The sequence below is a fragment of the Streptomyces sp. NPDC049627 genome (assembly GCF_044465645.1).
Lineage (GTDB): Bacteria > Actinomycetota > Actinomycetes > Streptomycetales > Streptomycetaceae > Streptomyces.
Window position 1 is genome coordinate 182,785 of record NZ_JBITLW010000009.1, and the last position, 26,200, is coordinate 208,984.

25 protein-coding genes are annotated in these 26,200 nt (G+C 71.7%); 9 read left to right on the top strand and 16 right to left on the bottom strand.

What is annotated here, in order from left to right:
* Positions 1–537, bottom strand: coding sequence for a phage holin family protein (locus ACIBU0_RS25135; protein ID WP_398822027.1), 537 nt, complete (start codon positions 535–537; stop codon positions 1–3).
* Positions 538–676: 139 nt separating this feature from the next.
* Here ACIBU0_RS25135 and ACIBU0_RS25140 point away from each other — a divergent pair, with 139 nt between their 5' ends.
* Positions 677–1,225, top strand: coding sequence for a hemerythrin domain-containing protein (locus ACIBU0_RS25140; RefSeq protein WP_398822029.1), 549 nt, complete (start codon positions 677–679; stop codon positions 1,223–1,225).
* 82 nt (positions 1,226–1,307) lie between these two features.
* A complete protein-coding gene (locus ACIBU0_RS25145; RefSeq protein WP_398822031.1) occupies positions 1,308–1,655 on the top strand; it encodes a VOC family protein in 348 nt (115 codons plus the stop codon).
* On the opposite strand, the gene ACIBU0_RS25150 is transcribed toward ACIBU0_RS25145, so the two are convergent.
* Complete coding sequence (locus ACIBU0_RS25150) at positions 1,646–2,545, bottom strand: arginase family protein (RefSeq protein WP_398822033.1); 900 nt, start codon at positions 2,543–2,545, stop codon at positions 1,646–1,648. The genes ACIBU0_RS25145 and ACIBU0_RS25150 overlap by 10 nt on opposite strands.
* 92 nt (positions 2,546–2,637) lie before the next feature.
* On the opposite strand from ACIBU0_RS25150, the gene ACIBU0_RS25155 reads away from it, so the two are divergent.
* The gene (locus ACIBU0_RS25155) at positions 2,638–2,985 is read left to right on the top strand and encodes a DUF6204 family protein (RefSeq protein ID WP_398822035.1); all 348 of its coding nucleotides are present in this window, start codon (positions 2,638–2,640) and stop codon (positions 2,983–2,985) included.
* On the opposite strand, the gene ACIBU0_RS25160 is transcribed toward ACIBU0_RS25155, so the two are convergent.
* The 9 genes from ACIBU0_RS25160 to ACIBU0_RS25200 all read right to left on the bottom strand — a co-directional run bounded on the left by ACIBU0_RS25160 (position 2,957) and on the right by ACIBU0_RS25200 (position 11,990).
* Entirely contained in the window at positions 2,957–3,511 is a 555-nt protein-coding gene (locus ACIBU0_RS25160; protein ID WP_398822037.1) for a GNAT family N-acetyltransferase, read from the bottom strand. The two genes, ACIBU0_RS25155 and ACIBU0_RS25160, sit on opposite strands and share 29 nt — an antisense overlap.
* 19 nt (positions 3,512–3,530) lie before the next feature.
* Positions 3,531–3,785 carry a DUF1049 domain-containing protein gene (locus ACIBU0_RS25165; protein ID WP_398822039.1) on the bottom strand — a complete coding sequence of 85 codons (255 nt, stop codon included), beginning with the start codon at positions 3,783–3,785 and terminating at the stop codon, positions 3,531–3,533.
* 56 nt (positions 3,786–3,841) lie between these two features.
* A complete protein-coding gene (locus tag ACIBU0_RS25170; protein WP_398822041.1) occupies positions 3,842–5,635 on the bottom strand; it encodes a CocE/NonD family hydrolase in 1,794 nt (597 codons plus the stop codon).
* Between the two features lie 140 nt (positions 5,636–5,775).
* On the bottom strand, positions 5,776–6,711 hold the full coding sequence (locus ACIBU0_RS25175) for an LD-carboxypeptidase (protein ID WP_398822043.1): 936 nt from the start codon (positions 6,709–6,711) through the stop codon (positions 5,776–5,778).
* Complete coding sequence (locus ACIBU0_RS25180) at positions 6,708–8,660, bottom strand: LpqB family beta-propeller domain-containing protein (RefSeq protein ID WP_398822045.1); 1,953 nt, start codon at positions 8,658–8,660, stop codon at positions 6,708–6,710. Before ACIBU0_RS25180 ends, ACIBU0_RS25175 begins: the two co-directional genes overlap by 4 nt.
* A 17-nt stretch (positions 8,661–8,677) precedes the next feature.
* Positions 8,678–9,982 (bottom strand): M20/M25/M40 family metallo-hydrolase, encoded by a 1,305-nt coding sequence (locus ACIBU0_RS25185; protein ID WP_398822047.1) that lies wholly within the window; start codon positions 9,980–9,982, stop codon positions 8,678–8,680.
* Positions 9,975–10,808 carry a M55 family metallopeptidase gene (locus ACIBU0_RS25190; protein ID WP_398822049.1) on the bottom strand — a complete coding sequence of 278 codons (834 nt, stop codon included), beginning with the start codon at positions 10,806–10,808 and terminating at the stop codon, positions 9,975–9,977. The genes ACIBU0_RS25185 and ACIBU0_RS25190 overlap by 8 nt, the downstream gene beginning before the upstream one ends.
* A gap of 189 nt (positions 10,809–10,997) precedes the next feature.
* Entirely contained in the window at positions 10,998–11,420 is a 423-nt protein-coding gene (locus tag ACIBU0_RS25195) for a hypothetical protein (RefSeq protein ID WP_398822051.1), read from the bottom strand.
* A 30-nt stretch (positions 11,421–11,450) separates the two neighbouring features.
* Positions 11,451–11,990 carry a DUF2231 domain-containing protein gene (locus ACIBU0_RS25200; protein WP_398822053.1) on the bottom strand — a complete coding sequence of 180 codons (540 nt, stop codon included), beginning with the start codon at positions 11,988–11,990 and terminating at the stop codon, positions 11,451–11,453.
* A 133-nt stretch (positions 11,991–12,123) separates the two neighbouring features.
* Here ACIBU0_RS25200 and ACIBU0_RS25205 point away from each other — a divergent pair, with 133 nt between their 5' ends.
* Entirely contained in the window at positions 12,124–12,873 is a 750-nt protein-coding gene (locus ACIBU0_RS25205) for a helix-turn-helix transcriptional regulator (RefSeq protein WP_398822055.1), read from the top strand.
* Between the two features lie 43 nt (positions 12,874–12,916).
* On the opposite strand, the gene ACIBU0_RS25210 is transcribed toward ACIBU0_RS25205, so the two are convergent.
* The gene (locus tag ACIBU0_RS25210) at positions 12,917–13,564 is read right to left on the bottom strand and encodes a peroxiredoxin-like family protein (protein ID WP_398822057.1); all 648 of its coding nucleotides are present in this window, start codon (positions 13,562–13,564) and stop codon (positions 12,917–12,919) included.
* 135 nt (positions 13,565–13,699) lie between these two features.
* On the opposite strand from ACIBU0_RS25210, the gene ACIBU0_RS25215 reads away from it, so the two are divergent.
* Together ACIBU0_RS25215 and ACIBU0_RS25220 are read left to right on the top strand one after the other, a co-directional pair.
* Complete coding sequence (locus ACIBU0_RS25215) at positions 13,700–14,296, top strand: TetR/AcrR family transcriptional regulator (RefSeq protein ID WP_398822059.1); 597 nt, start codon at positions 13,700–13,702, stop codon at positions 14,294–14,296.
* Between the two features lie 276 nt (positions 14,297–14,572).
* Positions 14,573–16,069: an APC family permease gene (locus ACIBU0_RS25220; RefSeq protein WP_398822061.1), complete on the top strand. Its 1,497-nt coding sequence runs from the start codon at positions 14,573–14,575 to the stop codon at positions 16,067–16,069.
* A 277-nt stretch (positions 16,070–16,346) separates the two neighbouring features.
* Here ACIBU0_RS25220 and ACIBU0_RS25225 read toward each other — a convergent pair whose 3' ends face one another.
* The 4 genes from ACIBU0_RS25225 to ACIBU0_RS25240 form a co-directional block, all read right to left on the bottom strand.
* Positions 16,347–17,072 carry a class I SAM-dependent methyltransferase gene (locus ACIBU0_RS25225; RefSeq protein ID WP_398822063.1) on the bottom strand — a complete coding sequence of 242 codons (726 nt, stop codon included), beginning with the start codon at positions 17,070–17,072 and terminating at the stop codon, positions 16,347–16,349.
* 153 nt (positions 17,073–17,225) lie between these two features.
* Positions 17,226–19,661, bottom strand: a complete 2,436-nt coding sequence (locus ACIBU0_RS25230) for a SpoIIE family protein phosphatase (protein ID WP_398822065.1) — start codon at positions 19,659–19,661, stop codon at positions 17,226–17,228.
* 108 nt (positions 19,662–19,769) lie between these two features.
* Positions 19,770–22,169: an MFS transporter gene (locus ACIBU0_RS25235; RefSeq protein ID WP_398822068.1), complete on the bottom strand. Its 2,400-nt coding sequence runs from the start codon at positions 22,167–22,169 to the stop codon at positions 19,770–19,772.
* 145 nt (positions 22,170–22,314) lie between these two features.
* A complete protein-coding gene (locus ACIBU0_RS25240; protein ID WP_398822071.1) occupies positions 22,315–22,758 on the bottom strand; it encodes an SRPBCC family protein in 444 nt (147 codons plus the stop codon).
* A 191-nt stretch (positions 22,759–22,949) separates the two neighbouring features.
* Here ACIBU0_RS25240 and ACIBU0_RS25245 point away from each other — a divergent pair, with 191 nt between their 5' ends.
* The 3 genes from ACIBU0_RS25245 to ACIBU0_RS25255 all read left to right on the top strand — a co-directional run bounded on the left by ACIBU0_RS25245 (position 22,950) and on the right by ACIBU0_RS25255 (position 26,184).
* The gene (locus ACIBU0_RS25245) at positions 22,950–23,987 is read left to right on the top strand and encodes an Rv2578c family radical SAM protein (RefSeq protein ID WP_398822074.1); all 1,038 of its coding nucleotides are present in this window, start codon (positions 22,950–22,952) and stop codon (positions 23,985–23,987) included.
* Between the two features lie 135 nt (positions 23,988–24,122).
* Entirely contained in the window at positions 24,123–25,700 is a 1,578-nt protein-coding gene (locus ACIBU0_RS25250; protein WP_398822077.1) for an alpha/beta hydrolase, read from the top strand.
* A gap of 85 nt (positions 25,701–25,785) precedes the next feature.
* Complete coding sequence (locus ACIBU0_RS25255) at positions 25,786–26,184, top strand: RidA family protein (RefSeq protein ID WP_398822080.1); 399 nt, start codon at positions 25,786–25,788, stop codon at positions 26,182–26,184.
* Positions 26,185–26,200 lie beyond the last annotated feature (16 nt).

The window sequence follows — 26,200 nt, forward strand, 5'->3', positions numbered from 1 at the left end:
TCACGCCCGGTGGTGCGGCTGCTCGGGGTCGATGTCACCCGGCGGGGGTTGACGCCCCTCGGAAGGTTCGGCCGTCGCCGCCCCGGGCGTGCCGGGCAACGGGGCGCCGGGTGTACCCATGCCGGTGCCGGGCGGGACGGGCGGAACCGGCGGGTAGGGCATGCCGCCCGGTGCCGCGGCAGGCGCACCGCTGGGGGTGCGTCCGTGGGCCAACTCGGCCGCGTGTTCCGGTGTGGGCCGGGCCGCGGACGGCCGGGCGGCGCCGCGCAGCACGTACGCCACCACGCCGAGGATCACGGCGGTGATCAGCGCGGCGGCCCAGTCCGGCAGCCCGGCGGCGAGGCCGAGCCCCAGGGCGAGCGCGAGGGCCGCGCCCGCGTACAGGGCGACGGCGCCGGACGCGGCGTACAGCGCAGCCCGCCGACGCTGCCTGCGCGTCTGCTCGCGCAGTTCGTCGCGGATGGTCTCGCGCGCCACCTGCGCCAGTTCGTCGACCAGATGCTTGTCCAGATGCTCAAGGTGATCCAAGCGTTCCATGGCCGCCGAGTACCCGTACAGGCGTACGCATAACGGTCCTGCGTCACGGCCCGTACCGGCGCGTAAGCCCGCGGTCCCCGGGTACCCGCCGCCCGCAAGCGCCCTACCCGAGCAACAAGAAGCGAGGAAGAGAAAGAGGATGACCGAACGCACCGACGTCGTGGAGCTGCTCAAGGGGCAGCACACGCGGATCCGGGAGCTGCTCGACGAGGTGGCGGCCACCAAGGGCGACGAGCGGAAGCGCTGCTTCCATGAGCTCGTCCGCCTCCTCGCGGTGCACGAGACCGCGGAGGAAGAGGTCGTCCATCCCTTCGCCCGCCGGCACATCGATGGCGGGGAGCTCGTCGTGAAGGACCGTATCGAGGAGGAGGAGCACGCCAAGCAGGCGCTGGCCCGGCTGGACGACATGGACCCGGACTCACCGGAGTTCCTGGACCAGTTCGCGGCCCTGCGCCAGGACGTGCTGGCGCACGCCGACTCCGAGGAGCGCTACGAGTTCGCGCACTTCAACCGGGTCGCCGACCGCGGCAAGCTGGAGAACCTGGCGCGCGCGGTGCAGGCGGCCGAGGCCCTGGCACCGACCCGCCCGCACCCGGGCACGGACACCGCGCTGAAGAACGTGGCGGTGGGTCCGGTCGCGGCCGTCGTCGACCGTACGCGGGACGTCGTACGCAAGGCCATGGGCTGAACCCCGTGCCACCGCGGCCGGAGTGAGCAGATCGCGTGAAACGATCTCCCACTCCGGCCGCACCCGACTAGGCTTCGTCCGTATGGAGATTCTGGGAGCCACGCTGCGCGTCTGCGTCGACGACCTGGAGACCGCGGTCCCCTTCTACGAACGCCTCGCGGGCGGCACCGCCCTCCGCTTCGAACGCGGCGGTGTCCAAGTGGCGGCCGTCGGCTGCTTCCTGCTGATGAGCGGCCCGGAGGCCGAGCTGGAGGTGCTGCGCAAGGTCGCCGCGACGATCGCCGTGAAGGACGTCGAGGAAGCCCGCCAGGTACTCAGCGAACTGGGCGCGCACATCGTCGCGGGCCCGGTGCCGACGCCGGTGGGCCGCAACCTGATCGCGATGCATCCGGACGGGGCGATCTACGAGTACGTGGACCGTCAGGCCTGATCGAGGGCCGACACGATGATGTCGGTGAACAGCGCGCCGGCCGTGCCCTCAGGGTCCAGGTCGGGGTCGTAGATGGTGACGTTGAGGCCGACGCAGTACGCCGAGCCGAGCAACGGCCGCAGTAGCGCCACGAGTTCCTCGGGGGTCAGCCCCTCCGGATCGGGGCTGTCGACGGCCGGCATGACGGACGGATCGAGGACGTCGGCGTCCAAGTGCACCCAGTATCCGTCCAGTTGAGGAATCTCGAAGGCCTGCCGGGTGACCGAAGCGAGCGCCTCCGCGCCCCATTCGCGCACGTCCCCGACGGTCACGACGGGGATCTTCAGGTCGCCCAGCTCGGCCCGCGATTCCTCGAAGCAGTCGCGGATGCCGAAGTACCGTACGTCCTCGTCCCGCAGGTAGGGCTTGAGTCCCTCCAGGTTCGTCAGGTCCTCCTGCCCGCGCCCGGTGGCCAGGGCGACCTCCTCGCCGCCCGCCGCGCCGATCCGCTCGGAGTTGCCGGGGTGCCGGAAGTCGGGCGAGGCGTCCAGGACGGCCAGCCCGTACCGGCCGATGCGGCGCAGCGCGAGGGCGGCGCCGAGGTTGATGGAGCAGTCGCCGCCCAGCACGACGGGGAAGTCCCCGGCGCGCACATGGTGTTCGATGCGGTCGGCCAGCTTGCGGGTGTAGGAGGCGATGGCGGCCGCGTTGAAGACGCCGTCCCCCTCCTGCCAGTCCCCCCGGTCGTAGCGCGGCGGCACCACCACCCCGCCCTCCAGCGCCCGCAGTCGCTGCACGATCCGCTGTTCCCGCAGGGCGCCGGCGAGCTTGTAGCAGCCGGGCACGGTGCCGGGGGCGGGCGGGCGCAGGCCCAGGTTGGAGGGGGCGTCGAGCACGACGAAATTCCGCATGCGGTTCATCCTCGCCGACGTAGAGTCGGCCCTCAACGCCAATACGGAACGCCGATGCAGTACGCCGGTACACAGGAGCGGGTGGACAGAAGATGAGTGAGCGGCACACCTACCGGGTGATCGTCCGGGGCACCTGGGACGGGCTCACCGACGAGGCCCGGGCGCGGCTGCTCGCCGAGGCGCCCGAACACGGTCTGACCAGCATGCGGTTCTCCGAGGAGGGGTCCCTCTCCTACGAGCCGTCCCCGCTGAAGCACTTCTCGATGCGCTACGTGGTGGTGTCCGACGCGGCGGACGGCGAGGAGATGGCCGGCGCGATCGCCGAGGACCGCGCCGAGACCGCGCTCCGGGAGCGGGGATACGGCTTTCGCGACCTGAGGTCGACGGTCACCGACCTCGACACGATGAAGATCAACCGGAAGTCCGCATCTCGGCGGTGATGGCCCACCGCTCGTGGTCGCGCCAGGCCCCGTCGATGAAGAGCATGCGCGGCGAGAAGCCCTCCAGCCGGAAGCCGCAGGACCGGGCGAGGGCGATCGAGGCGGTGTTGGCGGGCTGGACGTTGATCTCCAGGCGGTGCAGCCGCATCGGGCCGAAGGCATGGCCGACCACCAGGTCGAGGGCCTCCCGCATCAGGCCGCGCCCGGCCGCGTGGGCGAAGGCGCCGTACCCCAGGGCCCCGCTCTGGAAGGCGCCCTCGACGATGTTGTTGATGTTGATGAACCCGGCGATGCCCCCGCCGTCGTCCTTCACGCAGACGAGGAACCCCGCCTTGCTCGGATCCTCGATCAGCCGCCCGGCATAGGCGGCGTACGCCGCGGGGCTCTCCGGCGGGAAGAGCCACGGGTGGTGCAGCGACTTGCTCTCCCGGGCCCGCGCGGTGAACTCGGCGCCGTCCTCGTAGGTGAAGTGGCGTATGCCCACGCGGGGGCCTTCGGCGAAGTAGCGGGACGCGAGGTGGGGCATTGCGCCAGCCTACGACCCGCTATCGGCGCCGGCTCATGAACAGCGCCCCGCACAGTGCGCCGATGACGCCCACGCCGAGCAGGGCCAGCCACAGCGGCATCGTCACCAGGGGGATCAGCAGCCGGATCTCGGTGTCGTCGGTGTTCTCGAAGATGAAGACAAGGGCGATGACGACGAGAACCAGCACGGTGATCCGCCTGGGGGTCAGCCACTCGCTGAGCCGGCGCTGCCTCCCGCTGCCTTTCACGCCGCTCATCTTGGCCTTCGCGGTCATATGACAAGGATGCTCCCGAAGACGCGATCACGCGCGGTGAGCAGCCCGGGGCCGGCTCAGCCGATCACCGGCAGCTGGAGCACCCCCGTCTCCTCGGGCGCGCTGACCACGGTCACCGGCTTGATCCCCCGGTTCCCGAAGTACGCGTCGTCACTCGCCGCGATCACGAACCGCAGCCGGTGCCCCTTCTCGTACCGGTGCACGATCCCCGGCAGGGTCACGGTGAACCTCTTCGTGACGTCGGGCACCCGTACCGGCGCGACCAGCCGGCGCACCAGCGTCTGCGTGCCGTCGGGTGCGACGTCGTACAGCTTGGCGAACAGGACGAGCCTGTCGGCGGCGTCCCCGGAGCGCTGGGTCCGCTCGGCCGTCGGGGAGACGACCTTCAGCGTGGCCCGCGGCGCGCCGACGACGTCCGTGGTGCGGGCGAGCGGCTCGCTGGTCCAGCCGAGGTAGGTGCCCTTGGTGTCGTACGGCGCCCGGTCCGGGATGCCGATGAGTGCGGCGAGCGAGGTCTCCGAGTGGCTCGTGGGGACGAGCCAGTTGGTGTAGGTACGGCTGCCGCGCGCCACCTTGGCGCGGTTGTCGACGAGCTTGCCGTCGCCGGAGAGGTAGAGCGTCCGGCTGAGTGCGGGGACGCGGTCGGCGGTGGCGTAGGTGTGGCTCGGGTCGGTGATCCAGTCGCGGTAGTAGGCGAAGGCCGGTCCGGTGCCGACGTTCTTCTTCCCCAGATAGCGGTCGAACCAGGCGAGAATGCGGCGGCCGACGTAGCTGGTCGCCAAGTTGCCCTGGGCCGGGTTGAGTTCGCCGCTCGCCGGGTCGGTGAGGCCGCCGCTGTGGCCCGAGGACTGCCAGATCATCCTGGTCGGGGTCCCCTGTGCCTTGAGCGTCTTGTACGTCGCCGTCGCCTCGTTGAGGTTGAAGAGGCTGTCGGCCTGGCCCTGGACGAGGAGGGTCGGTGCCTTGACGCGGCTCAGGTACGACACCGGCGAGACGCTGTGCGCGTAGGCGAGCAGCTCGGCCGTCTCCTTGGCCGGATAGCGGCCGGAGTTGAGGGTGCGGACGGTGTCGCAGGCCTTGGTGACGAAGTGGAGGCAGGCGATGTTGTTGATGCGGGAGGGGTCGAGGTTGGGTTCCAGCAGGGGCTGGCCCTCGCCGATGAGGTAGAAGCCGTTGGCCCACTGCCATTTGAAGGCGCCGGGGACGCCCCCGCTGCCGACGGTGTTGTTCGGGTCGAGCGCGTAGGCGAGGTTGTTCCAGGTGATCATCGGCACCAGCGCGTCGACGCGCCGGTCGACGGCCGCCGTGGCCAGCTGGATGGCCCCGCCGTAGGAGCCGCCCACCATGCCGACGCGCGGGTCGCCGGCGGCGTCGAGGGTGACGAAGTCGGCTGTCGTGCCGTCGTCGGCGGCCCGCTTGCCGCCCAGGAAGTCGATCAGTTGCGAGGCGGCGGCGCCGTCGATGGCGGGGTCGTCGAGCGAGATCAGACAGCCGGACTTGCCGAAGCCGAGCCCGGAGTAGACGAGGGAGACGTATCCGCGCTCGGCGAAGGCCTTGCCGGCGGCGTCGGTCGAGCCGTCGGACTTGCTCCCGCCGAAGCCGTTGGTGGTGAGGACGGCCGGTGCGGGGTGGGCGCGGTCCACGCCCGCGGGCCGGTACAGGTCGGCGTCGACGGTGCAGGTGCGCCCGCCCGCCTGGACGGTGAACTTCAGGGCGGTGACGGTGTACTGGCCGGTCGCGGCGGCCGGAGAGGTGAGCGCGAGGGGTGCGGTGAGCGTGGCGCCGAGGACGAGAGCGAGGGCGGCAGACCCTGGGGTTCTGGGCACACGACGGGACACAAAGACCTCCACACTGAGGCACGCTGAAGCACGCTGAGGACAGCCCGGCATACCGACCAGTAAGTACCGGCCGGTTGTCATGGTGTGACACGTGTCAGACCAGGTCAATCACCGAGACGGAGGTTTCTTGACGGAAATTCAGTGAACGGGGGTCAACGGAGGGCGGGCTCGTCGAGGGTCAAAGTCCCTGCTCCGGCGTCGAGTTCGGCGCTCACCCCGAAGGGAATCGTCAACGCCCCTTCACCGTGCCCGAACCCGAACTCCTCCACAACGGGCACGCGGAGGCCACCCAACCGGTCGAGGAACAGCGCGCGCACCCGCTCGTACGGCTCGCACTCCTGCCACGACCCGAGCAGCACGCCCCGCACTCCGTCGAGAAAGCCGGCGCGCAGAAGCTGGGTGAGGTAGCGGTCGAGCCGGTACGTCTCCTCGCCCACGTCCTCCAGGCACAGCAGGCCGCCGCGGGCCGAGGTCCGGGCGTGCGGGGTGCCCGCCTCGGCGGCGAGCAGACTGAGACAGCCGCCGAGGGTGACGCCCCGCGCCCGGCCCGGGACCAGGGCCGATCCGGCGGAGCTGATCGTGCGCACCGACTCCGGCTCGAACAGCGTGGCCTTCAGGTGCTCCTGCGCCCGCGCGTTCTTGATGAAGTCGATGCCCGCCGCCATCGGCCCGTGCAGCGTGACCAGGCCCAGCCGGGTGGCGAACGCCTCGTGCAGCGCGGTGATGTCGCTGAAGCCGAGGAACACCTTGGGTCCGGCCGCGCGCATCGCGTCCCAGTCGAGGAGGTCGACCATGCGCTGCGCTCCGTAGCCGCCCCGGGCGCACAGCACGGCGTCGACGGAACGGTCGCACCAGGCGCCCTGGAGATCGGCGGCCCGGTCGGCGTCCGCGCCCGCCAGGTACGCGAACTCGCGGTGCCGGTCCAGCACATGGGGCGCCACCACCGGGTCGAGGTCCCAGCCGCGCAGCAGGTCGAGCCCGGCCTGCAGCCGCTCCTCGGGCACGGGTCCGCTGGGCGCCACGACGGCCACGCGGGCACCGGGGGCGAGTCGGGAGGGCCGCTGCAGTGGCCGTACGGGATCGTTCACTTGGCGAGCTCCAGTGTCGGGATCGCGGGCGGGTTCAGCCCGAAGACCTGGGCGTACAGCGACAGTTCGGCCTCCAGGGCGCGGATCGTCGTCTCCGCCCGCCGGAATCCGTGGCCCTCCCCCTCGAACGCGATGTAGGCGTGCGGCACCCGGCGTCCCTCCATGGCGGCCAGGAACCGCTCGCACTGGGCGGGCGGGCAGATCACGTCGTCCAGGCCCTGCAGCAGCAGGAAGGGCGCGGTGATGCGGTCGGCGTGCGCGGCCGGCGAGCGCTCGGCGTACCGACCGGGCACCTCGGCGAGCGGTCCGACGAGGCTCTCCAGGTACTGGGACTCGAAGTCGTGGGTCTCGCCCGTGCCCCAGCCGGCCAGATCGAGGACCGGGTAGAGGATCGTGCCGCAGGCGTAGACGTCGGTCGCGGCGAGCGACGCGGCCGCGGTCCAGCCGCCCGCGCTGCCGCCGCGGATGGCGAGCCGGTCGCGGTCGGCGGTGCCCTCGTCGGCGAGGGCGAGCGCGACGGCCGCGCAGTCCTCGACGTCGACCACGCCCCACTGCTCGCGCAGCCGGTTGCGGTACGCCCGGCCGTAGCCGGTGGAGCCGCCGTAGTCGACCTCGGCGATGCCGATGCCGCGGGAGGTGAAGTAGGCGATGGCGAGGTCGAGCACGAGGGGCGCCCGGTCGGTGGGCCCGCCGTGTGCCCAGACGACGTACGGGGGTGGTGTGCCGTCGGGGGCCGTGCAGTCGGGGTTGTGGGGCGGGTAGATGTGCGCGTGGATGTCCTGTCCGGCGGGGCCGGTGAAGGTGCGGATCTGTGGCTCGGGGTAGTAGGCGGGGTCCACCGCGTCGTCGTGCGCCGCGCCGACGACGCGGGCATGACCGGTGCGCTCGTCCAGTTCCACGACCTCGTACGCGCTGCGCGGGCTGGCGCCGACGGCGATCACCCGCTCGCCGTGCGCCGCGAGCGTGGGCGCGAACTCGGTCCAGGGACCCGCCACGTCGACGAGTTCGCCGGATTCGGGATCCAGGATCCCGAGGACCGTCGACCCTCGGCCGTGGACGACGGCGATCAGCCCGCTCTCCAGCGGAGCGAACCAGCGCAGGCCGAGCTTCCACAGGGGTCCGCCGAACTCCTCCTCGCGCGGGCAGACGGGTTCGCCGTCACGGTAGAGGTTCCACCACCCGCTGCCGTCGGCTGTGTACAGAAGACGGTTGTCCGCCGACCAGTCGACCTGGGCGATCGACTCCTCCGGCCCACCGGCGACGGTATGCGGTCGACCGAGCATGCCGTCGGCGCCGACGTCGGCGACCAGCAGCTCCGTCCCGTCCCACGGCATCCGCGGATGGTCCCAGGCGAGCCACGCGGCCCGCCGCCCGTCCGGCGAGATCCGCGCTCCGGTGACGAACCGGTGCCGGGCGTCGCTGAGTTCGCGTACGGCGTCGCGCTCCTCGGCCGCCGAGCCGTCCAGCGGGACGGCGGCCAGGACGCGCCGCACATCGGTGGGCCCGTCTCCCGTGAACTCCTCCAGCACGCACCACACTTCACCGAGTTCGAGCCGCAGCTGCGGCTCCACCCAGCGCAGTCCGCCGCCCACCGGAGAGCGGGGTGTGAGCGGACGCGGCTCGCCGCCCTCCTCGTACCGGTAGAGCCGCTGGTCGGCGAAGTCGACGAAGACGACGAGGGGCCGGCCGTCGGCGACCGCCCCGGCCCATGGCTGTCCGCCGTACTCGACGACCCGGCTGCGCACGTTCCACGGAGCGGGCAGCACCGACGTCTCCGTACCGTCGGCCCGTCGCCGCACCAGTGTGCGCCGCCCGCCCTCCGTGGGCCGGGGCTCGATCCACCACGCCTCGTCACCGACGAACCCCACGTACTCGGGCCGTCCGTCGTGCGCGGCGGCGAGGGCCGCGTCGATGGGCGAGGGCCAGGAACCGTAGGCCAGCGTCCGCACTGTCCGCCTCAACCCCCCTAGGCCGTGCGCAGGAAACGGTCGAGGACACGGACGCCGAAGTGCAGGGCCTCGACGGGCACGCGCTCGTCGACGCCGTGGAACATGGCCCCGTAGTCGTAGCCCTCCGGCAGCTTCAGCGGGGAGAAGCCGTAGCCGGTGATGCCCAGCCGCGAGAACTGCTTGGCGTCGGTGCCGCCGGGCATGCAGTACGGCACGACGTGCCCCTCGGGGGCGAACTCCTCGACGGCGGCGCGCATACGGGCGTACGTCGGCGAGTCCACCGGCGACTGGAGGGCGACCTCGCGGTGGTGGAACTCCCACTCCACGTCCGGTCCGGTGAGCTCGTCGACGGTCGCGCGGAACTCGTCCTCGACGCCGGGGAGATACCGGCCGTCGACGTAGGCCACGGCCTCCCCCGGGATCACGTTGACCTTGTAACCGGCCTCCAGCATGGTCGGGTTGGCGCTGTTGCGGACGGTCGCCTCGACCAGCCTGGCGGCCGGGCCGAGCTTCTCCAGCAGGCCGTCCACGTCGTCCAGGCCGGCGTCGAGGCCGTAGAGCGCGGCGAGTTCGGTGAGGGCGGCGCGGACGGTCGGGGTCAGCCGCAGCGGCCAGTCGTGGGCGCCGATCCGGGTGACGGCCGCGGCGAGGCGGGTGACCGCGTTCTCCCGGTTGGGCCGGGAGCCGTGGGCGGCCCTCCCGCGCGCCGTGAGCTTGAGCCAGCCGGTGCCGCGCTCCCCGGCCGCGATCGGGTAGATCTGCCGCCCGCTGCCGTCGTGGAAGGTGAAGGCCCCCGACTCGCTGATGCCCTCGGTACAGCCCTCGAACAGCCCCGCGTGCCGGTCGGCGAGGAAGCCGGAGCCGTCCTCGGCGCTGGCCTCCTCGTCGGCGGTGAACGCGATCACGACGTCGCGCCGTGGCCGTACGCCTTCGCGGACCCAGCTCCGGACGACGGCGAGGATCATCGCGTCCATGTTCTTCATGTCGACCGCGCCCCGCCCCCACACGACCCCGTCGCGGATCTCCCCGGAGAAGGGGTGCACGCTCCACTCGGCGGCCTGCGCGGGCACCACGTCCAGGTGACCGTGGACGAGCAGCGCGTCCGCCGACGGATCGGTGCCCTCGATCCGGGCGACGACGTTCGTACGGCCCCTGGTGCGCTCCAGCAGGGTGGGCTCAAGGCCCGCCTCGGCCAGCCGTGCGGCGGCGTACTCGGCGGCGGGGCGCTCCTGGCAGTCGCCGCCGCCGCGGTTGGTCGTGTCGATGCGGATGAGGTCGGACGTGAACGTCACGACCTCGTCCAGTGCCTGCCCGTCAGCCATACTGCTCCTCCACCGCGGCCGAGACGATCGTGGTGACCGCCTTGAAGGTACGGATCCCCTCGTACATCGTCTCGCTGGTGTACGCCACTTTGCGCTCACCGATCCGGCCGACACCGGGAACGACGGTGGCGGCCAGGGCGAGGTGCTCGGCGTCGAACTCCAGGGCGAGGGTGAACGGCCCGGCGCCGACCGGCTCGTGCCGGACCGCCAGCGCCGCCGCCTCCTTGGCCGCCGCGCGGATGTCGGCGGCGGTTCTGGCCGGCGTACGGCAGACGGCCGCGTAGCGCGAGACGTGGTCCTTGACGGCGACCTTCAACGCCTCGGGCGCGTATCCGAGCGCGTCCTCGCAGGCCACGTCGTCGCCGGTGACGAGGACGACGGGCACGCCGTACTCGGCGACCACGTGCGCGTTCAGCAGCCCCTCGCTCGCCCGTACGTCGTTCAGCCAGACGCCGGTGATGGAGTTGGCGAGATAGGTGTGCGCGAGGACGCCCTCCATGCCGGCGCCCGCGTGGTAGCCGACGAAGGCGATGCCGTCGACGTCGCCGTGCTGGACGCCCTCGACCATGGACAGCGCCTTGTGCCGGCCGGTGAGCATCTCGGCCCGCTCGTCGAGCCGTTCGAGCAGCAGATTGCGCATCGTCCAGTGCGCCTCGTTGATGAGGACCTCGTCGGCGCCACCGTCGAAGAAACCCAGTACGGCGGCGTCGACGTCCGAGGTGAACATCCCCCGGCACCGCTCCCACTGAGGTGTCCCCGGCAGTACGTCGGCCGGCCAGGTCACGCCGGTGGCACCCTCCATGTCGGCGCTGATGAGGATTTTCACGCGGGTCCGTCCCCTCGCTGGTCTTCAGGCTGGTCGTCCTGCCGGTGACAGCAGTGTGCGACAGCGTGCAGCGGTGGCGGGGATCCTCATGCTGCTTCACGTTACGCGTCGGCCAGGGAACTTCCTACGGGACGGGGAGGCGGGTGAGCATATCTGCGCCCCGCGCGGGGCATCGGACACCGACGCGGGTCAACCGACTTCCAATGCGGCCAGCAGCACGAGCACCAGGGTCGTGGCGCCCAGCAGGCCGTGGGCGACGACCACGGGGACCGGCAGGTGCCGTTCGGGCGGTGCCGTGGCGTCCTGGGTCGCCGGCGGGGCGGCGCGGTGGACGGGCAGCCAGCGGGCGAAGAGGGTGAAGCCGAGCAGGGCGACGGCGACGAGGATTCCGAAGGACGTCCAGGCCAGGCCGTCCTTGTCGGCGGCGAGGTAGACGATCCAGACGACCAGTCCGGCCGCCGCGAGCAGGAAGTGGCCGAAGACGAGCGGGGCCGGGAAGCGGGTCTCCCCGGTCTGCTGCCCGCGCAGGCCGCCCCCCGCGATCCAGCGGAAGAGAAGGACGAAGCCGCCGAGGGCGGTGACCACCCAGGCGACGAGAGCGGCGATCTCCATGTCGGACTCCAGCGGTTGTGACGAGCGGGGTCAGGCGGGTCCGGTGCGGTACCCCTCTGCCTGCACCGACTCGTCGGCGACGCGTACGCCGTAGCGGTAGGCGAGCTTGCCGCCGAGGTAGCCGGACAGGCCGAGGGCAGCGAGCGCGACGGCGGAGAGCGCCAGCTGACCGGCTCCCACCCCCTGCCCCGCCGGGTAGCCGTCGCTCTGCCGCCAGGCGAAGCCGGCCGCGTAGGCGGCGGTGACGGCGAGGTTGAGCGACATGTGCACCACAGCCGTACGGAAGGCCGGGGTGCCGGTGGGGATGGCGAACAGGTCGAGGAAGCCGACACAGGCCGCCACCAGGGCGCCGATCACGCCGATGGCGATCAGCCAGGCGGATCCGTGGGCCAGGAAGCCGGGCCGGTCGACGATCCGGGAGGCGATGTCGAAGACCAGGCTCGACACCCAGGCGCCGATCGGCACGGTGACCAGGATCGGATGGAAGGGATGCCCGTAGGGGCCCGCCAGGGCACCGCTGACCGGCTGCTTCGCCTGATGCTGATCCCGTAGCTCACTGTGCACCGTCATACGGCACCTCACCTGCGAGTTGTTTCACCAACAATTGTTGGTCTTATTGGGGCCGACGGTCAAGACGGCCGACGTCCGGAACAGGTGCCGAGTACCCCCGCAGGCGGTGTCCCTTCGGGGTTACGGTGAGCGCGTGACGTCCGAACCCTCGGCAGCAGCGTCCACGCCTGCGACCGGCGCCGACGCGATGGCCGCGCTCGCCGTCCTGGGCGACGAGTCGCGGCGTCGGCTGCTGGAGTTCGTACGGCGGGCACGGCGGCCGGTGACCCGGGAGGAGGCGTCCGCAGCGGTCGGCATCTCCCGCAAGCTGGCCGCGTTCCACCTGGACAAGCTGGTCGCCTCGGGGTTGCTGCAGGCCCGCCACGACAGACAGGGGCAGCGCCGGGTGGGCCGCGCGCCGAAGGTGTACGAACCGGTTCCGCACACGCTCGCGGTGAGCCTTCCGCCGCGCCGTCAGGATCTGCTGGCCTCGCTCCTGGCCCAGGCGATCATCGCGCAGCGGCCCGGCGAGAGCGCACAGGAGGCTTCCCTGCGCGTCGCCCACGAGCGCGGCGCGGCGCTCGGCGCCGAGGCCCCCGCCGCCGACGTCACCGCGTTCCTGGAGGCCTTCGGCTTCGAGCCGGAGGACGCCGGGAACGGGCGGACCGTGCTGCACAACTGCCCCTTCCACCCCGTCGCCGCCCAGGCACCGCAGCTGGTCTGCGGCATGAACCACGCCTTCCTGCGCGGCTATCTGACCGCCACGGACGCCCGGGACACCACGGCCGTCCTGGCGCCCCGCCCCGGCGCCTGCTGCGTCGAGCTCCGCTCCGGCGGCCCCGGCACGGAGCACGGCGATCCGGCCGAGGGCACGGACACGACCTGCGCCCGCGACGCCTCGTAGGACACCGGACCGGAGAGCTCGGCGGCCGTGCCGGTACGAGCGGTCAGTCGAGCGCGTCGAGGGCGGTGAGGATGTCGGCCGGTTCGGCACGCCGGGTGTAGTCGGCGTCGGCGAAGGCCCAGCGGATGGTGCCGTCGCGGTCGATGACGTAGGTGGCGGGCAGCGGCAGAGTGCGGGCGTGGCCGCCGTTGACGCGCTGGAGGTCGAAGCCGAACCGGTCGTAGACGGCAGCGAGGTCGTCGGGGAGGTCGAAGGCGAGGCCGTACTGCTTGGCGGTGTCGGAGCCGACGTCGCTGAGGACGTCGAAGGCCAGGTCGTGCTTCTCGGTCAGGCTCAGGGACTCGTCGGGGATCTGCGGGGAGACGGCCACGAGGCGGGCCCCGCGGGCGGTGATGGCGTCGTGATGGTGCTGGAGTGCGCGCAGGGCGAGGTTGCAGTACGGGCACCAGGCGCCGCGGTAGAAGGTCAACACGACCGCTCCCCGCTCCAGCAGGTCCTGCAGCGCAACGGTCCGCCCGGTGGCGGAGGGCAGGCTGAAAAGGGGCGCCCGGGCACCCGCGGTCAGGGCACGGCCGGCCTGCCCCGAGTCGGCGAGCTCTTGTGCGGCGCGTTCCATGGTCTCCCGCGCCTCGGCGGGGAGCTGTGGGAAGCGGGACTCGTACAGGGCGCGCAGTTCTGCGGCGAGGGTCATGGGGTGCTCCTCCTGGCGCACGCGGACATGAAAGGGAACGCCTTCAACTCGGAACGAGCGTTCCAAGATGGGCGTGGTCAGCCTAGCGAGGCGCGCGATATCTTGGAACCCTCGTTTCAAGATGGTGGGTGGAGCATGCCGGACATCAAGCACTTCGATCCGGACGCGGCCCTGGAGCAGGTGGTGCGGCTGTTCTGGCGGCAGGGCGTCGCCTCCACCGGGATCCAGGACGTCGTCACCGCGACCGGGCTCAACCGCTCCAGCCTGTACGCCACGTTCGGCGGCAAGCAGGAGCTCTACCTCGCCGCGCTGCGCCGGTACGCCGAGACCCGCTCCCGGCCGGCGTTCCGCCGCCTCGCCGAGGACGGGCGTGGCCTGCCGGCCGTCGCGGAGTTCTTCGCCGGGCTGATCGATGCGCGCTGCTCGGGACCGTACGCACGGTGGGGGTGCATGGTCACCAACGCGCACGCCGGCGCCGAGAACGCCGCGCCGGACGTCCGCCACCTCCTCGACCTGCATCACGACCAGCTTCGGGACGCCCTGCACACCGCGCTCGTGGCAGCGGAGGCGCGGGGCCGGGTGCACCCGGACACCGACCTCGTCACCGCGGCCGAGCTGCTGGCCGTGCTCGCGTACGGCGTGAACCTGCGCTCACGCGCCGGCGCCGATGCCGCGGTGCTGCAGCGCACGGTCACCGCGGCCCTGACGTCGATCGGAGACACGGCCGCCTGATCGCGGCCTGCGCCGTCCTCTCGGCAGGTCTGCGCGTCATCCAGATCCGCGCGTCCAGCGCTCGAGCCGCTGCACAAAAGGGCCGCGGACTCGACGTCGCCGAGGAACCGGACGTGCCCGCCGTGCTGCTACGGCACGGACGGTCATGTGGCCCGGGTCGGTGAGGACCAGCAGGAGCTGCACACGGGTGACGCGTCCCGCGGCCGTACGCCAAAGCCCCGGCGGGCCCGACGGCTCACTGTTTCATGAGGTCACCCACGACCGAAGCGAGGGAGCATGGCCGACGGCATCCCGGACACCCGCCCGCCCGACGGCCTGAAGGCCGATGCGATCGGGTTCGTCGACGCTCTCGTCATCGGGCTCAACTCCACCTCGCCCGCCTACTCGCTGGCCGCGGCCATCGGCCCGGTGGTGGCGCTCGTGGGTGTCCACGCCCCCGGCGTGATGGTCGCGTCGTTCGTGCCGATGCTGCTGATCGCATCGGCGTTCTACCACCTCAACAAGGTCGACCAGGACTGCGGGACGACCTTCTCGTGGGTCACCCGCGCGATGGGCCCGTGGGCCGGATGGCTGGGCGGATGGGCCGTCGCGATGACCGGGGTCCTGGTCGTCGGATCGCTGGCGGACGTCGCCGTGACCTTCGCCCTGCTCGCCGTGGGCCTCGACAGCTGGGCCACCGACGACGTCGTACGCCAGTCGCTCACGGTGCTGCTCATCCTCGTGATGACGGCCTTGTGCGTCATCGGCACGGAGGTGTCGGCCAGGGTGCAGAACGCCCTCATCCTCGCGCAGGTCGCCTGCCTGCTCGCCTTCGCCGTGGTCGCGCTCCGGCGGGTGTACGCCGGCACCGGCACGCTCGGCTCCGTCGACCCGTCGTTCGGCTGGCTGAACCCCTTCGGGGCCGGCGGAGCCGAGCTGACAGCGGGCCTGCTGCTGGGCGTGTTCGTCTACTGGGGCTGGGAGTCGGCGGTGAATCTCACCGAGGAGGTCGAGAACTCCGCCACCGCTCCCGGCAAGGCGGCCGTATGGTCGACGGTCGTGCTCCTGGTGACCTATGTGTCGGTCACCTTCGCGGTCGTGGCCTATGCCGGACCAGGATACCTGGCCGAGAACGCCGGGGAGGAGGAGTTCGTCTTCGCCCTCCTCGCCGGGGAGGCGATGGGCGACTGGGACTGGGTCGTGCTGCTGGCGGTCTCGACGTCCGCGCTGGCATCGACGCAGACGACGATCATCCCCGCCTCGCGCACGGCGCTGTCCATGGCACGCCGGCACGCGCTGCCGGCGCACCTCGCCCACATCCAGGCCCGGTTCCGCACCCCGGATGTGAGTACGTGGTGGGTGGCCGGCATCGCCGTGGCCTGGTACCTCGCCGTCAATCGGATCAGCGCCGACGCCCTCTTCGACTCGCTCACGGCGCTGTCCCTGCTGATCGCGTTCTACTACGCGCTCACGGGCCTCGCGTGTGCCGTCTACTACCGCCGCCATCTGACCGAGAGCCTGCACCACTTCGTCCTCATCGGCCTCGGCCCGCTGGTGGGTGCCGGGCTGCTGGCCTGGCTGCTGGTGGAGTCGGTCTCCGACATGTCCGATCCCGCCAACTCCTACAGCGGCGTCTCGTGGTTCGGCCTCGGCCCGCCCTTGGTCATCGCCATCGGCATCGCCCTCGCGGGGGTGGTCCTCATGGTCGTGCGGCGCCTGGTGTCCCCCGTCTTCTGGGCGGAACGCCCGGGGGTGGTCGACCCCCGTCTCGTGCACGGGGACGAGGGGCCTTGAGGAACCCTCAGGCCTTGTGAATCCGGTCGACCAGGATGCCGATCACCAACGGCCTCCAGGGCCCGTGTCCCGCCGGCACTCTGTCCTCCAGGTCCACCACCCGCCGGTTCAACCCGCCGGCGTCCTACCGATTCCGGGAATCTGTAGCAGGCCGTCGACAGCGCCCACGGGCTCCAGCCCGCCGGCCATCTTCAGCCCCACGTCCGGCTGGACACGATCGACGGACAAGGCGATCGGCCCTCCGACCTGCGAACCCCGTGCCGGAGGGCCGGCGGTGTCACGCCGTCCGGCCCGCCACCACCCACCTCGACGGCAGCTCGATGCGCGTGCCGTCGGGTCCGTACTCCGTGGTGATCAGCGGTAGTTCGCCGCCGGCGAGGACGGTGAGCCCGGCCGCGCGCAGATACTCCGGCACCGCCGCGTCGGCCACCTCGCCGGGTGCGATGCCGTGCCGGAAGACGGGCGCGAGCTTGGGCGGCGGGCCCGCCGGGCTCTGGGCGAGGCCGATCAGGACGGGCTTGGCGGCCTCGGACAGCTCGACGAGGAAGGCCCGGCCGCGTTCCCCGACCAGCGTGGCGATCGCGTCCACCATCAGCTGGCGGTCGTCGGGCTCGGCTTGGTGCAGCACCCCCCGCATATAGACGTTGGCGTCGCCGAGTTCGGCGTGCAGCGTCTCGGCCTCGGTCTTCTCCACGGCGTCGAACAACCGGTACGTCGCCTGCCCGGCGGGGTCGGCGAGCCGGGCGTGGTCGAGGGCGGCGACGGACAGGTCGGTGCCGACGACGCGCGGGAAGCGGTCGGCGAGGAAACGGGTCTGGGTGCCGTTGCCGCAGCCGAGGTCCACCATCGGCAGGCCGGGCTCGGTCAGGTGGGCGTCGAACAGGGCCAGATGGCGGCCGGCGGTCACGGCCGGTTCCGCGTCCCAGAACACCGCCCCCTGTTCCGCGGGGGCCTCCCGCCAGAAGCCCTCCCAGGCGTCCCGGTACCGACTCGTCACGCTCATGACCGACTCCCCAGGGTACGATGCCGACCCGTCGTGAAGTGACGGGCGAGTACGGTTTATCGCGGCCCGGTATCGGCCACAAGCGCGTGGCGCGTTCCTTCACTCCGCATTCGATACTCGTACGCCGTCATACGCCCGTAGGGGCACAGGGGCTCAGCGTCGCGGGAGCGTGAGTTCGAACCAGACGGTCTTCCCGGCGCTCGTACGGCTGGTGCCCCACTCACGGGCGAGCGTGCTCACCACGCGCAGCCCGCGGCCGGTCTCGTCGCCGGGACCGGCGTTGAGCAGGGTCGGCAGGTCGTGATCGTCGTCGTCCACCTCGCACAGCAGCGTGTCACCGCGGACGAGGCGCAGTTCGACGGGGCGGCTGAGGGAGTGCCGTACGGCGTTGGTGACGAGCTCGCTGACCATCAGCTCCGCGCCGGCGGCCAGCCTGGCCAGTCCCCAGTCGTGCAGCTGTTCGCGGACGACGGCGCGGGCCCGGCCGACCTCCACCGGGTCGAGGGCCAGCCGCCACTCGGCGACGTCCTCCGGCTCGATGCCGTTGAGGCGGGCCATCAGCAGGGCGACGTCGTCCTTGCGGCCGCCGCGTGTGTTGAGGGCGCGGATGATCGTGTCGCAGGCGTCGTCCATGGACGCGGCCGGGTGGGCGGCGGACTCGCACAGGGTCGCGAGGCCGACACCGATGTCCTCGCCGCGCACCTCGACCAGTCCGTCGGTGCACATCACGATCCGGTCGCCGGGCTCCACGCGCACGCGTACGGCCTCGAAGGGCACCCCGCCGACGCCGATCGGCGCCCCCGTGGGCAGGTCGAGCAGCTCACTGCGCCCGTCCTCGGCGCGGACCAGGACGGGCGGGATGTGACCGGCGTTGGCGATGTGCAGCTCGCTCGCGATGGGGTCGTAGACAGCGTAGAGGCAGGTCGCGAGATAGGTGTCGCCGAGGCGCTGGGCGAGGTCGTCGAGGTTGCGCAGCAGCTGGGCGGGCGGCAGGTCGAGGGCGGCCATGGTCTGCACGGCCGTACGCAACTGGCCCATCATCGCGGCGGAGTTGAGGCCGTGCCCCATGACGTCGCCGACGACGAGGGCGGTGCGGGCGCCCGGCAGTTTGACGGAATCGAACCAGTCGCCGCCGACGCGTCCGAGGAGGGTGCCGGGGAGGTACCGGGTGGCGATGTCGCAGCCCGCCCTGCGCGGCGGGATGTGCGGCAGCATGCTGTCCTGGAGGGTCTCGGCGACCGACTCCTGGTAGGTGTACATGCGCGCGTTGTCGAGGACGAGGCCCGCGCGGGCGGCGAGTTCGGCGCCGGTGACGCGGTCCATGTCGTTGAAGACGGGCCGCTCGGGGTGGCGCAGCAGGATCATGAAGCCGAGCACCACGGTGCGCGCCTTGAGCGGTACGACCAGCATGGAGCGGCCCGTGATGAGGGGCCGGATGTCGCGCTTTTCGAACTGGGAGGCGATGGCGTGGCCCATGTCCTCGCTGATGCGCGGCACGAGGACCGGTTCGCCGGTGGTCATGCACTGGAAGAAGGGCGTGTGCGCCGGGAAGGGCATGGCCTCGCCGACCGGTACGACGTCGTCCCAGCGGCCGGGTTCGTCGGTGTGCTCGACGGCGACCCGGTGCCACATGGTGGTCGTGTCCGGCACACCGTCGGGGAATCCCTCGCCCGCGACGACCTGTTCGCGCAGATAGGTGCCGGCGACATCGGTGAAGCGCGGGACGACGGCCTTGCTGACCTCGATGATGGTCTGCGCCAGGTCGAGGGAGGTGCCGATGCGGCCGCTGACCTCGTTGAGGAACTCCAGGCGTTCGCGGACGGCGGCGTACTCGAGGTCGTCGCCGTCGTCGGCGTACTCGTGCGGTAACGGCAGGCCCTGAGCGGCGGCCCGGGCGGCCCGCTCACGGCGGGCCCTGCGCTCGACGCGCCGGGGCACACCCCAGTCGGGCGTGACGGGCACCCGGTCGTTCTGGCTGAACTCCAGGACGGGATAGCCCAGTTCGAGGACCTGCCCGACGATGCGGGCGCTCTCCTCGACGCTCATGCTGGGCAGGATCTCGGGGAGTTCGCGGGCGAGTTCCTCGGCGCCGGGGAAGTCGGTGTGCAGGGCGAAGCCGGGTGCGACGCGCTCGAAGCGGGCCTCCTCCTCGTGCCCGTCCTGCTGGAGTCCGCCGACATCGGCGCCGAGCACCAGCAGCCGCTCCGGTCCCGGGCCCACCAGCGGGTAGGCCCACCACAGGACGTCGACGCGCTCACGCTCGGGCACGGTCAGGCGGGCGCGGCCCGCGGCCGGGTAGAACAGCCGCCCGTCGAGGGACGATTCGAGGTCGTGGCCGAGACCGTCGTACGCCGCGTAGGCACCGTACGGCGAGACGTCCTCGTCCTCGGGCAGGGCTCCGGAGACGGGCAGCAGATCGACGGCGGGACGCCCTATCGCCTCTTCCTTGGCGGCGCCGAACAGGCGGCGTGCGCCGGAGCTCCAGTGGGAGACCAGGCCCTCGCGGTCCACCACGACGACGGCCAGCGGGATCCGGCCGGTCGCGGCGTGTTCCGTTCCCGCGCCGTCCCTCTCGGTGCCACGGTCCATGGCCCAGGCCCTCTCTCCCCACGGCTCCGCAAGATCTGCCGCCTGCTCCACCGTACGGCTCCTGGCGGAGGTGATGTGCGGCAATACGGGAATTGATGTGACGGCGGCTCAGTCCTCGTGCCCGAGCTGAAGGTCGCGTTCCGTACGGCCTCCTCCGGCGACCTGGAGCACCGTGGCGACCGGCGGGTAGCCCGTGGCGATGACGGTGTACTCGCCGGTGGCCAGGTCGCCGAACCGGAAGGTGCCGTCGGGCCCGGTGGTGAGCGTGTCCAGGACGTTGCCGGCCGCGTCGAGGAGGGTCACGCGCGCGTCCTCGACGGGCCGCCCGCCGCCCGCCCGCACTGTGCCGCGCAGCAGGGCGCCTCCGGCGAGTTCGATGTCCTGGCGGGTCTCGCGGGCCGCCTTCACGGTGACGGGGACGGCGGCCGGGCGGAAGGCCGGGGAGCTCGCGGCGAGGGTGTACTCGCCGGCGACCAGCTCGGTGATGACATAGCCGCCTTCGCGGCCGCTGCGGGTGGTGGCGACGACCTCACCCTGCACGTTGGTGAGCGTGACGGTGGCGTCCACGGGCGCACCGTCCGGGGTGAGCACCTTCCCGGCGAGGCGTCCGGCGCCGCCGAGGACGATGTCCAGTTCGACGGGACGTTCGCCGACGGTCACGGAGACGGCCTGCGGCTGGTGGCCGCCCGCCGCGGCGATCAGCACATACGCCCCCGGGCCCGGTGTGGCCAGCACGTACCGCCCGTCCGCGCCGCTCGCGCCGCGCCCGATCTGCTGCCCGCCGATGTCGATGAGCGTGAGTGCTGCGCGCGGTACGACGGTGCCGTCGGGGTGCTGCACCGCGCCGCGGACGGGGACCGAGCCGGTGTACGGCGAACGGGCGGGCGGGATCGGGGTGTTCACCGGCTCCGATTCCGTTTCCGGGGCCGGGGCGTTGTGGGACACCAGCGGTTTCTCCTTGAGGAAGAAGGCGATGAGCAGGCCGAGGACCAGCACCGGCACCAGGTAGAGGAAGATGCGCGGCATCGCGTCGGCGTAGGCCCGGATGTAGCCGTCGCGCAGGGCCTGGGGCATGGCGTGGACGAGCTGCGGGGTGAGGGACTCGGGGTCGGGCAGTTCGGCGCCCGCGCGCGTGGGCAGCCGTTCGGCGAGCGCGTCCGAGAGCCGCCCGGCGAAGAGGGCGCCGAAGACCGCGGCGCCGACGCTGCCGCCGATCTGCCGGAAGTAGTTGTTGGCGCTGGTGGCGGTGCCGAGGTCGGTGGGGCGCACGGAGTTCTGCACGGCGAGGATCAGCACCGGCATCACCATGCCGATGCCCGCGCCGAGTACGGCCATCCAGAGGCTGTAGTGCAGCCGGGGCGTGTCTGCTTCGAGGCGGGACAGCAGCCACATGCCGACGGCCGAGAGGGCGCTGCCGAGCACGGGGTAGATCTTGTAGCGGCCGGTGAGGCTGATGAGCTGGCCGCAGACGATCGAGGCGCCGACGATGCCGCCCATCATCGGCAGCATCAACAGTCCCGACTCGGTGGCCGTGGCTCCGTCGACCATCTGCAGGTAGGTCGGCAGATAGCTGGCCGCGCCGAAGAGGGCGACGCCGATCACGAGGCCGACGAGGCCGGTGGTGTTGAAGACGGAGTCCCTGAACAGCCGCAGGGGGATGAGGGGTTCGGCGGCGAAGTGCTCGGCGACGAGGAAGAGGACGGTGGCGACGGCCGCTCCGGCGCCGAGGCCGAGGATGACGCGGGAGTCCCAGGCGTACTCGCTGCCGCCCCAACTGGTCAGCAGGACCAGGCAGGTGGAGGCGGCCGCGAGCAGCAGGGAGCCGAGGACGTCGATCCGGGGCCTGGCCCGGGGCTTCGGCAGTTTCAGGACGACGGCGACCACGGCCAGGGTGACGAGGCCGAAGGGGACGTTGATGTAGAAGCACCACCTCCAGGAGAGGTGGTCCGTGAAGTAGCCCCCCAGCAGCGGCCCGGCGACGGAGGCAAGGCCGAACGCGGCGCCGATCAGGCCCATGAAACGGCCGCGCTCCCGGACGGGCACGATGTCGGCGATGATCGCCTGGACGCCGATCAGGAGCCCGCCCGCGCCGACGCCCTGAATCGCGCGGTAGGCGATGAGCTGGTCCATGGTCCCGGCCCGCCCGGCGAGTGCGGAGCCGGCGACGAAGACGACGATCGCGAACTGGAAGACGCCCTTGCGGCCGAGGAGATCGCCGAGTTTGCCGTAGATCGGCAGGCCGATGGTGGCGGTGAGCAGGTAGGCGGTGATCGCCCAGGACATCTTGTCCAGGCCGTGCAGCTCGCCGACGATCTTCGGCAGGGCGGTGGCGACGATCATCTGCTCGAGCGCGGCCAGCAGCAGCGCGAGCATCAGCCCGGCGAAGACCAGCCGCACCCGGCGGGGGCCGAGTGGGGCGGCCTGGACGGGTGCGGGTTCAGGGGTCGGCGGGTGCGGTTCGGCCGGATCGCCCAGCCGTTCGTCCTGCACCAGTGTGGTCCCGCCCACGTGTCCGCTCCCCTCGTCGTACCCGCGCAATTGCCGCGTAAAGCGACAACTGCGAGCAAGCACGACGAGTTACGGCAGACAGGTACGACGCGGGCAGATCCACTCGATCCGGTGAGCAGATCAACGCCCTCCGGACACCTGGGACTTACTTCTCGACCTCGGCGGCGAGCTTGGTGAGCACGGCGTCGTAGATCCGGCCGAGCCCCTTGGGGGCGAAGGTCCGCTCGAAGAAGCCGCCGATACCACCGGCGCCCTGCCAGGTGGTGGTGACGACGACCCGGGACCTGCCCTCACCGGCCGGGGTGACACGCCAGGTGGTGACCATGGAGGAGTTGCGATCCTTCTCGACGAGCTCGCCGTCGGTGGGCTCGCTGACCTCCAGGAGGCAGTCGCGGACCCGCTTGCTGGTGGCCTGGAGCTTCCAATGGACGAGGGTGCCCTCGCCGTCGCCGCCCTCGCGCACCTCGTACTCGCTGAAGTGCTCGGGCAGCAGCTGCTGCCGGGTGCCGCTGTAGTCGGCGAGGGCGTCGAACACCTTCTCCGCGTCCGCCGCGACGACCCGCTCCGTAGTGGCCTCGACCTGCGCCATTGACTTCCTCCAGGACATGGTTTCTCGGGGGTTGGGGCAAGCCAACCACCCCGCTCCCGGACCGCCCAAATCGGGGTCCCGATCGGCTTCCGAAGCGGTCGCACACTGATCGAAAACAGAGCCGGGACAGAGGTCGCACGATCAAGGGAACATGTGTTCTATTCTTGGGTCAGTGCTACCGAGGAGGCGTCATGCGCTGGGAGAACCTCACCCTGGAGTCCGACCACAGCCGGGCCGACGCCGCGCTGTTCGGCGCGGACGCCGTGGTCACCCGCACCTTCGACACGCCCGAGTTCGCCGGGATCACGTTCCACGAGATCCGGGCCCGCTCGATCATCAACCGGGTGCCGGGCGCCTCGCGCATGCCCTTCGAGTGGACGGTCAACCCCTATCGGGGCTGCACGCACGCGTGCGTGTACTGCTTCGCCCGCAAGACCCACAGCTACCTGGACCTCGACACGGGCCTCGGCTTCGACTCCCAGATCGTGGTCAAGGTGAACGCGCCGGAGCTGCTGCGCCGCCAGCTCTCCTCGCGCCGCTGGCAGGGCGAGCACATAGCGATGGGCACGAACGTCGACTGCTACCAGCGCGCGGAGGGCCGCTATCGCCTGATGCCGGGCATCCTCGCCGCACTGCGGGACCACGCCAACCCCTACTCGATCCTGACCAAGGGCACACTGATCCTGCGCGACCTGGACCTGCTGAAGCAGTCCGCCGAGGTGACGGACGTCGGCATCTCGGTCTCCGTCGGCTTCACCGACCGCGAGCTGTGGCGCACCGTGGAGCCGGGCACACCCGCGCCCGAGCGGCGCCTGGACGTCGTACGGACCCTGACCGAGCACGGGCTCGGGTGCGGTGTGCTGATGGCGCCGGTGATTCCGTTCCTGAGCGACCATCCGGCCCAACTGCGGGACACCGTGCGGTCGATCGCCGCGTCCGGGGCCACCTCCGTGACACCGCTGGTGCTGCATCTGCGGCCCGGGGCCCGCGAGTGGTTCATGGCCTGGCTGGGCCACCACCACCCGCATCTGGTGCGCCGTTACGAGCGGCTCTACGCGGACGGCGCCTACGCGCCCAAGTGGTACCAGCGCCGGATCACCCGTCAGGTCCACGACCTGGCGCAGGAGTACGGCATCGGTCCCACGCGCGCGGCCATGCCCCGGCGGGTCCCCGAGCCGGAGCCGACCGAGCCCGCGATGACCGAACCCACCCAACTCTCGCTCATTTGACGAGCATGAGAGCGCATATCCGACCCAATCGGGTCAAGTATTAACAGAACGAGTTCTTTCGGGCCCCCTCTCCGGGACGATGCGGCCAGGACCGTGGCACTCGCGGTCCGCGCCCCTCCGTCCTGGGAGGACCCGATGAGAAAACGCGCAGCCGTACTGTGCGGCGCCGCCGCCGTCGTGGCCGGGACCGTGACCGCCGTCCCCGCGGGGGCCGGCACCCCGCACACCGCGGACGTCGCTCACGCCGCACGCCTCACCTGGAAGAAGTGCGGCACCGAGAAGTACCCGACGCTCCAGTGCGCGTCCCTCGAGGTGCCACTCGACCACACTCGCCCGAACGGGCGGCAGATCACACTCGCGCTGTCCCGCGTCCCGCACACCGCCAAGACGTACCAGGGCCCGCTGCTGGTCAACCCCGGCGGCCCCGGCGGCAGCGGGCGCACACTCGCCGGCTTCGTCGCCTCCGCACTCCCCAGAGCAGTGGCGGCCCAGTACGACGTCATCGGATTCGACCCGCGCGGTGTCGGCAAGAGCACCCCCGCCCTCGACTGCGAGCCCGGCTACTTCGCCCCCGTGCGCCCGGACTCCGTGCCCGGCACACCGCGCGTCGAGAAGGCCAACCTCCAGCGCGTCCAGTCCTTCGCGCGGGCCTGTGCCGACAAGTACGCGCGCGTGCTGCCGTACATCAACACGACCAGCGCCGTGCGCGACATGGACCGGATCCGCGCCGCCCTGGGCGCGAAGAAGATCAATTACTTCGGCTACTCGTACGGCACCTATCTCGGCGCGGTCTACGCCAAGCTCTTCCCGGAGCGGGTGCGGCGGGCGGTCCTGGACTCGGTCGTCGACCCGACCGGCGTCTGGCAGGAGGACAACCTCGCGCAGGACGTCGCCTTCAACGACCGCCACCGGGCCTTCCTGGCATGGGTGGCCAAGCACCACACGACGTACAGACTCGGCACCGATCCGGCGAGGGTCGAGGCGAAGTGGTACTCGATGCGGGCGGCCCTGGCCAGGAAGCCGGCCGACGGCAAGGTGGGCGCCTCCGAACTGGAGGACACCTTCCTGCCCGGCGGCTACTACAACGGCTACTGGCCCCAGCTCGCCGAGGCGTTCGCGGCGTACGTGACCGGCAAGGACGCCGATCCGCTGGTCGAGGCGTACGAGGACTTCGGCGCCGCCGACGCGGCCGCCGACAACGGTTACAGCGTCTACGCCTCGGTGCAGTGCCGTGACGCCGCCTGGCCGCGCGACTGGCGCCAGTGGCGGGCGGACAACTGGGCCGTGTACGCGAAGGCACCGTTCATGACCTGGAACAACGCCTGGTACAACGCGCCGTGCGCGTTCTGGCCGACGTCGTCGCTCGACTCGGTGGACGTCGGCAACGGCAAGCTGCCGCCGATGCTGCTGTTCCAGGCGACCGACGACGCCGCCACCCCCTACCAGGGCGCCGTCACCGTCCACCGGCAGGTGGCCCGCTCCAGCCTGGTGGTCGAGCGCGGCGGCGGCAACCACGGCATCACGCTGGGCGGGAACACCTGCCTGGACAGGCACCTCACGGCCTACCTCGCCGACGGCACGGTGCCGCGCGGCACGGGCGAGGTCGACGCGGTGTGCGAGGCGCAGCCGGATCCGAAGCCGCGGAACGCCAAGGTCGCGCCGACGGCGCCGCAGGGCGCGGAACTGCACGCGCTGCTGGGCTTCCGCCATTGAGCCCCTGACGGCCCGATCCCTTGCACGCCTGCCCGCCTGACGGCCCGTCGGGGGCGTTGTCAGACCCATGGTCCACCATGGACGCATGAGTGAGCTGACGAGGATCCCCGCCCCCGACGGAGTCGCCCCCGCCGCCCAGTACACGCACGTCGTGCTCGGCACGGGCCGCTTCGTCGCCGTCTCCGGCCAGCTCCCCCTGGACGGGGACGGCAGGCTCGTCGGTGAGGGCGACCCGGCGACCCAGGCCCGCCAGGTCTTCGAGAACCTGAAACGCTGTCTGGCCGCGGCCGGGGCGACCTTCGACGACGTCGTCAAGCTCACCTACTTCGTCACGGACATGACGCACATGCCCGCGATCCGGGAGGCCCGCGCCGAGCACATACCCGACGACCGGCTGCCGGCCGCGTCGGCGGTGCAGGTGGCGGGGCTGGTACGGCCGGAGTTCCTGATGGAGGTGGAGGCGTTCGCGGTGGTGGGCGGATAATGGGGAGGCTGTGCGG

What these genes read in the sequence shown, in the direction of transcription:
- ACIBU0_RS25145 (WP_398822031.1), top strand. Translation starts at nt 1,308, where the DNA reads ATGGAGATTCTGGGAGCCACGCTGCGCGTCTGCGTCGACGACCTGGAG.
- ACIBU0_RS25255 (WP_398822080.1), top strand. Translation starts at nt 25,786, where the DNA reads ATGAGTGAGCTGACGAGGATCCCCGCCCCCGACGGAGTCGCCCCCGCC.
- ACIBU0_RS25150 (WP_398822033.1), bottom strand. Translation starts at nt 2,545, where the DNA reads ATGCGGAATTTCGTCGTGCTCGACGCCCCCTCCAACCTGGGCCTGCGC.
- ACIBU0_RS25230 (WP_398822065.1), bottom strand. Translation starts at nt 19,661, where the DNA reads ATGGACCGTGGCACCGAGAGGGACGGCGCGGGAACGGAACACGCCGCG.
- ACIBU0_RS25200 (WP_398822053.1), bottom strand. Translation starts at nt 11,990, where the DNA reads ATGACGGTGCACAGTGAGCTACGGGATCAGCATCAGGCGAAGCAGCCG.
- ACIBU0_RS25240 (WP_398822071.1), bottom strand. Translation starts at nt 22,758, where the DNA reads ATGGCGCAGGTCGAGGCCACTACGGAGCGGGTCGTCGCGGCGGACGCG.
- ACIBU0_RS25195 (WP_398822051.1), bottom strand. Translation starts at nt 11,420, where the DNA reads ATGGAGATCGCCGCTCTCGTCGCCTGGGTGGTCACCGCCCTCGGCGGC.
- ACIBU0_RS25250 (WP_398822077.1), top strand. Translation starts at nt 24,123, where the DNA reads ATGAGAAAACGCGCAGCCGTACTGTGCGGCGCCGCCGCCGTCGTGGCC.
- ACIBU0_RS25155 (WP_398822035.1), top strand. Translation starts at nt 2,638, where the DNA reads ATGAGTGAGCGGCACACCTACCGGGTGATCGTCCGGGGCACCTGGGAC.
- ACIBU0_RS25215 (WP_398822059.1), top strand. Translation starts at nt 13,700, where the DNA reads ATGCCGGACATCAAGCACTTCGATCCGGACGCGGCCCTGGAGCAGGTG.
- ACIBU0_RS25210 (WP_398822057.1), bottom strand. Translation starts at nt 13,564, where the DNA reads ATGACCCTCGCCGCAGAACTGCGCGCCCTGTACGAGTCCCGCTTCCCA.
- ACIBU0_RS25245 (WP_398822074.1), top strand. Translation starts at nt 22,950, where the DNA reads ATGCGCTGGGAGAACCTCACCCTGGAGTCCGACCACAGCCGGGCCGAC.
- ACIBU0_RS25165 (WP_398822039.1), bottom strand. Translation starts at nt 3,785, where the DNA reads ATGACCGCGAAGGCCAAGATGAGCGGCGTGAAAGGCAGCGGGAGGCAG.
- ACIBU0_RS25220 (WP_398822061.1), top strand. Translation starts at nt 14,573, where the DNA reads ATGGCCGACGGCATCCCGGACACCCGCCCGCCCGACGGCCTGAAGGCC.
- ACIBU0_RS25225 (WP_398822063.1), bottom strand. Translation starts at nt 17,072, where the DNA reads ATGAGCGTGACGAGTCGGTACCGGGACGCCTGGGAGGGCTTCTGGCGG.
- ACIBU0_RS25185 (WP_398822047.1), bottom strand. Translation starts at nt 9,982, where the DNA reads ATGGCTGACGGGCAGGCACTGGACGAGGTCGTGACGTTCACGTCCGAC.
- ACIBU0_RS25160 (WP_398822037.1), bottom strand. Translation starts at nt 3,511, where the DNA reads ATGCCCCACCTCGCGTCCCGCTACTTCGCCGAAGGCCCCCGCGTGGGC.
- ACIBU0_RS25135 (WP_398822027.1), bottom strand. Translation starts at nt 537, where the DNA reads ATGGAACGCTTGGATCACCTTGAGCATCTGGACAAGCATCTGGTCGAC.
- ACIBU0_RS25140 (WP_398822029.1), top strand. Translation starts at nt 677, where the DNA reads ATGACCGAACGCACCGACGTCGTGGAGCTGCTCAAGGGGCAGCACACG.